A 6,366-nucleotide genomic window follows, 5' to 3' on the forward strand; every position below is an offset into this window, starting at 1 on the left:
CGTCAAAAATCCCATCGGGCTGCTATGGATAATAACTATATGCTGACTGTTCTCGCTAGTTGTTTATTTCCACATGATGATGCCTCAAGACCCTGTTGTCAATAGGCTTTGAGATGCGCTTACCCTGACAAAGGAACACGCCCGCTGACAGAAGGTCAAGGCGGAATTCAGCAAGCCCAAAAAGCTTTGAAAGACAAATACTATAACGCCCAAGCGCTGAATTTGACCGAACGCAAAGAAGTACCCGAAGATGCAGATGCTTTAATCGTTGCCGGACCGGAAAAATCGTTTCCCGATGCAGAAATTAAAGCACTAAAAGCTTATCTCGATCGCGGCGGCAGTTTATTCTTAATGGTAGACCCGGCAATTAATACGGGATTGGACAAATTTCTGCAAGAATGGGGCGTAAAACTAGACACCCGTTTGGTCATCGATGCTTCCGGTACCGGTCAAAGATTTGGCCTGGGCCCGACAGTTCCCACAGTCAGGCGCTACGGCGAACATCCGATTACTAAAAGTTTCGGCACCGGCATTTCGTTTTATCCGTTTGCGCGTGCTTTGGAAACCTCGCCAGTAGCAGGGATAGAGGAAAAACCGCTGCTTTGGACGAGTCAGGAAAGTTGGGCGGAAAGCGATTTGACGACTAAGAAATTGGAGTTCGATCCGAAGACAGATCGCCAAGGCCCGCTATTATTAGGTGTAGCTTTAGTGCGATCGGGCACTGACAGCACTCCCTTAAATCCCTCACCCTCGCCTTCGGCATCGCCAACAACCTCCCCATCGCCAACAACCTCCCCATCGCCAACAACTTCGCCCTCGCCGACAGATTCACTACCGCCGACAAGCTTGCCATCTCCAACAACTTCGCCGACAGACTTGCCCTCGCCAACAACTTCGCCCTCGCCGACAGATTCACTACCGCCAACAACTTCGCCCTCGCCGACAACTTCGCCGACAACTTCGCCGACAGATTCACTACCGCCAACAGATTCACTACCGCCAACAGATTCACTACCGCCAACAACTTCGCCCTCGCCAACAGATTCACTACCGCCAACAACTTCGCCCTCGCCAACAGATTCACTACCGCCAACAACTTCGCCGACAGCTTCCCCGATTAGCTATTCGGTAATTATCTCCCAAGAAGCTACGCCTCCAGTATTGCCGACGACTTCCCCAACACCCACAACATCTCCCACATCATCTCCCACACCATCTGCCGAAGGTTTACCAACACCCACAACATCTCCCACATCATCTCCCACACCATCTCCGAACCCAACCACAAATCTTTCTGTACCATCAGGTTCTCAAAAAACAGCACGAATGGTAGTAATTGGCACATCTCAATTTGTGACTAACGGTTGGTTTGAACAACAACTCAATAGCGACGTGTTTATCAACTCTGTTAGTTGGTTGAGTAAACCAGACCAGCAAAGCTTTTCTATCAGTCCCAAAAAATCTACTAACCGCCGCATTAATATGACTGCTGTCCAAGTAGGATGGTTGGTTTTAGCTTGGCTAATTTGGCCTTTACTAGGACTGGTAATTGGCGGCACTATCTGGTGGAAAAGAAGATAAATTAGTTGACTGTTGACTGTTGACTGTTGTCAGCGGGCAATTGTTAATCCTTTGCTGTGGCTAATAACAAATAATATCAAATCCTCTCTTCATCGGAATAGTAAATTCGAGTTCACTGTTGACTGTTGACAGTAAACAGTGAACAGTCAACAGTCAACATCACATGACGGTGTTACGGGAAATGATCTAACCAATAACATTAATCAACAGTCAGCAGCCAACAGTCAACAGTCAACAATGCCCAATGCCCTGTTTGCCCAATTCCCAGTTATTATGAAATTGCAGAAAAATACATTAGTATTGATAGCCGTCGCATTTAGCATGATTGGGCTAGTTTCTTTGTACGAGACCCAGGTGTCTCCGAGGCAGGAAGCGGCGAAGGATGAAAAACAAAAAATTTTTAATTTTAAGTCCGATCGCGTACAATTCTTTACAGTAAAAACTCCGGAAATAATCTTGACTTTTGAGCGAGTTTATGCTACAAAAGGAGGCAAGTCTAGTTGGGAAATGAAATTGCCAGTGCAAGCACACGCGAGTCAGGCATCGGTGGATTTTTTGCTAGACAGGCTGGCAACAGGAAAAAGCGATCGCACGATTAATATCACCGCTGCTCAACTCCCTGAATTCGGTCTCGACCAACCCCAAGCTACAGTCACAGTCAAGCTGGACAATCAGGAAACTCACCGCCTAGTTTTAGGCAAAACAGACTTTAGCGGCCGCTTCTTGTACGCTAGAGCCAATCCGGGGGAAGCACCACCTCAACAAAATTCAGCCGAAAATTTGCCCGTGCTGCTAGTGCCTTTTGACTTTAAAAATGCCGTCGGGCGACCTTTGTCAGAATGGAAAAAAGCACCAGCACCCAAAACAGACAAACCGCAAACACCATCTCCCGAGCCAAGTCCTGAGAATCAATAGATGGCAGGTCGATCGCTCTCAGATGCTGTACCGTTGTCAATAAGCCTTTGTAGAACAGACCGGACAGCCTGTTGCTGAGAATGGTGCACTCTGAGATAGAATTTAAAGAACAAATCCCAAAACCTGTTACATCGAACATTCCTCGCCTAAAATACAGAAAAGTCTAAAGTTAAACTGTATTCAAGCGACGTGCATTAACCCCAGGAAAGGGCGAATATGTTTCAGACAGCACTAAACCAAGGTACGACAGCAACGGATACAGCGCTTGACGTTGAACTCCGCAAGGTCTTTAAAGTATTTAACGGCGAAACCGCAGTCCGCGGAGTTGACATCAGCATTCGACAAGGAGAATTTTTTAGCATTCTGGGCCCTTCCGGCTGCGGCAAGACTACGACGCTGCGTTTAATCGCTGGCTTCGAGACTCCATCGGCGGGCGAATTGATGATTCGCGGCCAGTCGATGACCAACACTCCAGCTTACCGCCGTCCGGTAAATACCGTGTTTCAAAGCTACGCTTTGTTCGGACACATGAATGTTTGGGACAATATCGCTTTTGGATTGCGGATTAAAAAATTGGGGAAAACGGAAATTGAAGAACGGGTACAAGAAGTTTTGCAATTGGTGAAAATGGAATCTTTCGCCCACAGGTTTCCCGGTCAAATGTCGGGCGGCCAGCAGCAGCGGGTGGCTTTGGCGAGAGCTCTGGTAAATCGACCGGCGGTTCTGCTGCTGGATGAACCCCTCGGTGCGCTGGATTTGAAGTTGCGGAAGCAGATGCAGTTGGAACTGTCGAATTTGCATCAAGAATTGGGTTTGACTTTTGTGATGGTGACTCACGACCAAGAAGAGGCGATGAGTCTTTCTGACCGGATTGCGGTGATGCACGAGGGCAGGATTGAGCAAATTGGTTCTCCTGAAGAAATTTATGAGTGCCCGCAGACGGCTTTTGTGGCGGATTTTATTGGGGATACGAATTTGTTTTCTGGTACGGTGGAGTCAATGGACCGATCGACGATCACAGTTCACACATCAACCAATCTGAAAATAGTCGTTCAGCAGTCAGATATGTGGAGTGGTGTCACCGGCGACTCTGTAGTGGTCAGCGTCCGGCCCGAAAAAGTGTACTTGAATCTCTACCAGCCGGAAGTTTCGGTCAACTGTTTTGAAGGGCGGCTCAAAAATACAATGTACATGGGAACGCACGTTCATTACGTGGTTGAGTTGGTGTCGGGCGATAAAATTACGGTGCGGCAGCCAAATAGCGGCGGTTCTTTCCCAGACCAGAACACGCCGATTTACGCTTACTGGGGAACTACTGATTGTCTCGCTTTGGGCGATCGATCCTAATGAGGGAGAGGGGGAGATAGGGAGATAGGGAGAGGGGGAAAATGGGAGAATGCCTAATGCCCTGTTCGGCCAATTCCCTGTTCGGCCAATGCCCAATTCCCTGTTCGGCCAATCCCCAATTTCCAATTTCCAATTCCCCAATCTAAAATCTAAAATCTAAAATCTAAAATCTAACTGTGCCTCCGACTAATTTACCAATTTCCAGGATTTTCCCGGCTAATTCCACACGCCGTCAGTTCCTAAAAAATTCGGCGGCGACAATTTCCGGGTTAGCTGTTTCGAGTTGCGGCTGGCGACTGGCCGACGTACAATCTGCTCCTCCTGTCCAAGGTGCAGCCGACCAACTTTTCCTCTATACTTGGGCTGGCTATACCGATAAAGCTTTGCTCGATCGCTTTGCCGAAAAAACAGGCATTCGCGTAGTGGCCGATGTGTTTAGTTCCAACGAAGAGATGCTGGCTAGAGTTCAAGCCGGCGGAGGCCGCGCCTACAGCATCATTTACCCGTCTGACTACATGGTGGTTCAGATGACGGAACAGGGGCTGTTGACTAAATTAGACCACTCGATTTTGGGCGGACTCGATCGACTAAAAAAACAGTTCCAAAACCCTGTCTATGACCCAGGAAACCGCTACAGCGTCCCTTTGAGCTGGGGAACCACAGGCTTGATTTACAACAGCGAACAACTCACAGAAGCTCCTGAAGATTGGAACTATTTGTGGCAACACAAACAGGAGTTAACAAGACGAATGACGCTAGCGAGCGATGTTCGAGAAGTCATGGGCGCTGCGTTGCGGATGCTTGGCTATTCCCTGAATTCTACTAACCCAGAACAAGTCAAAAAAGCTTACGAAAAGTTGGTGGAACTCAAACCCGCGATCGCATCTTTTACAACAGACGCTTGGCGGCCGCAAATGCTGACAGGGGATTTGAAGGTAGCCATGTGTTATTCTTCTGATGCTAATGAAGTAATTCCAGATAACGATAAATTGAAATATGTCGTCCCCAAAAGCGGTTCTTCTTTGTGGACAGACACTTTAGTAATTCCCAAAGGTGCTCCCAATCCAGAAGCAGCTTATAAATGGATTAACTTTATGCTGCAAGCCGATATCGCTGCTTCTTTAGTCGAACGGCTGAGTTTTTCAACTCCTTCGGAAGATGCTTTTAGTTTGCTGGCGCCGGAAGTCCGCGAAAACGAGATTCTCTTCCCTTCGGAAGCTGTTTTGAAAAATTGCGAAGGTGTGGCTCCGGTAGGGAAATTTATGGAAGTGTACGATCGCTATTGGACTAAATTAACCAGCGGCTGAACGTCACTCTCCGGCCGATTTTTACACAGAATGTCTGACTCTCACCCAAATTTTACACAAACTCGCCCCCGCACAGCCGAGCGTCCACTCTATCCGTATTATATCCGCGTTAATTCGCGTTCATCAGCGGTTAAAAACTCAAAATAATTATCTATGGCTGTTTCTACCAAAGCTCCCCCTCCCATTCCTCCCAATTCTCCATTGAAGCCAGAAACTGTCTCCCCGTGGTCGTCCTGGGCGGGTCCGCTGGCATTGCTCGGCCCTTCTGGCTTGTTCCTAGTTTTATTATTAGTAATACCAACTATCGTAATTTTTCGGCTTAGTTTGGTACCAAATATTAAGCCTGGAGATTTGGTGAATCCTTCGGGGATTGACAACTACCTGCGAGTGTTTGAGCCGCTGAATTTGCAGGTAATGGGTCGATCGCTCTTTTTTGCCACGGGAACGACTATTCTGTGCTTACTGCTGGGATTTCCCGTCGCTTACTGGATCGCTCTCAATGTCTCGCCCAAGTGGCGGAATTTAACATTATTGGGATTTGTGTTGCCGCTGTGGACTTCTTCGCTGTTGCGATCGTATGCTTGGATTACAATTCTACGTCCTACGGGCGTTCTCAACTCGCTCCTAGCCCTTGTAGGCATCCCTCCTCTAGAATTGTTAAATCAAAGTTCCGCCGTTCTCATCGGCATGGCTTACAGCTATTTGCCCTATATCGTGACAATTCTCTACGCTTCCTTGGAAAAGCTCGATCGCAGATTGTTAGAAGCATCTCAAGATTTGGGCGCGAATCCAGTAGAAACTTTCTGGAAAGTGACAGTACCTCAAACGATGCCGGGAATTGCAGCAGGCTCCTTGCTCGTATTTATTAGCTGTTTGGGCGATTTTGTCGATCCCGAGTTGCTGGGCGGGGCTTCGAGCATGACGGCGGCTCGTTTGATTTACAATCAGTTTTTGGGCGCGACTCAAAATTGGGGGCTGGGTTCGGCTCTAAGTATGGTATTAATCTTTGCAGTGAGTATCGGAATCGCCCTTTTGCTCAAATATGGCGATCGTAATGCAGTTTAGCCAGTAGTCATTAGTTATTAGTTATTAGTTATTGGTTATTGGTTATTGGTTATTGGTTATTGGTTATTGGTTATTGGTTATTGGTTATTGGTTATTGGTTATTGGTTAGTTCCTATTCCCAATGCCCTGCGCGGGCCTGTTTGCCCAATTC

The 6,366-nt window shown here is 47.6% G+C and carries 5 protein-coding genes; all 5 read left to right on the plus strand.

Going from position 1 to position 6,366, the window contains the following annotated elements; genetic code table 11:
- Positions 1-108: 108 nt before the first annotated feature.
- Positions 109-1,581: a Gldg family protein gene (locus IQ270_RS26825; protein WP_228056739.1), complete on the plus strand. Its 1,473-nt coding sequence runs from the start codon at positions 109-111 to the stop codon at positions 1,579-1,581.
- A gap of 237 nt (positions 1,582-1,818) precedes the next feature.
- The gene (locus tag IQ270_RS26830) at positions 1,819-2,496 is read left to right on the plus strand and encodes a DUF4340 domain-containing protein (protein ID WP_228056740.1); all 678 of its coding nucleotides are present in this window, start codon (positions 1,819-1,821) and stop codon (positions 2,494-2,496) included.
- A 216-nt stretch (positions 2,497-2,712) separates the two neighbouring features.
- Positions 2,713-3,843: an ABC transporter ATP-binding protein gene (locus IQ270_RS26835; protein WP_193976206.1), complete on the plus strand. Its 1,131-nt coding sequence runs from the start codon at positions 2,713-2,715 to the stop codon at positions 3,841-3,843.
- Between the two features lie 176 nt (positions 3,844-4,019).
- A complete protein-coding gene (locus IQ270_RS26840; protein ID WP_193976207.1) occupies positions 4,020-5,150 on the plus strand; it encodes a spermidine/putrescine ABC transporter substrate-binding protein in 1,131 nt (376 codons plus the stop codon).
- Between the two features lie 153 nt (positions 5,151-5,303).
- Positions 5,304-6,215 carry an ABC transporter permease gene (locus tag IQ270_RS26845; RefSeq protein ID WP_193976208.1) on the plus strand — a complete coding sequence of 304 codons (912 nt, stop codon included), beginning with the start codon at positions 5,304-5,306 and terminating at the stop codon, positions 6,213-6,215.
- Positions 6,216-6,366: the final 151 nt, after the last annotated feature.

This window comes from Microcoleus sp. LEGE 07076 (assembly GCF_015207455.1).
Taxonomy (GTDB): Bacteria; Cyanobacteriota; Cyanobacteriia; order Cyanobacteriales; family Microcoleaceae; genus Microcoleus.

Coding starts and splice junctions, on each gene's coding strand:
- IQ270_RS26830 (WP_228056740.1), top strand. CDS start 1,819: ATGCCCAATGCCCTGTTTGCCCAATTCCCAGTTATTATGAAATTGCAG.
- IQ270_RS26835 (WP_193976206.1), top strand. CDS start 2,713: ATGTTTCAGACAGCACTAAACCAAGGTACGACAGCAACGGATACAGCG.
- IQ270_RS26845 (WP_193976208.1), top strand. CDS start 5,304: ATGGCTGTTTCTACCAAAGCTCCCCCTCCCATTCCTCCCAATTCTCCA.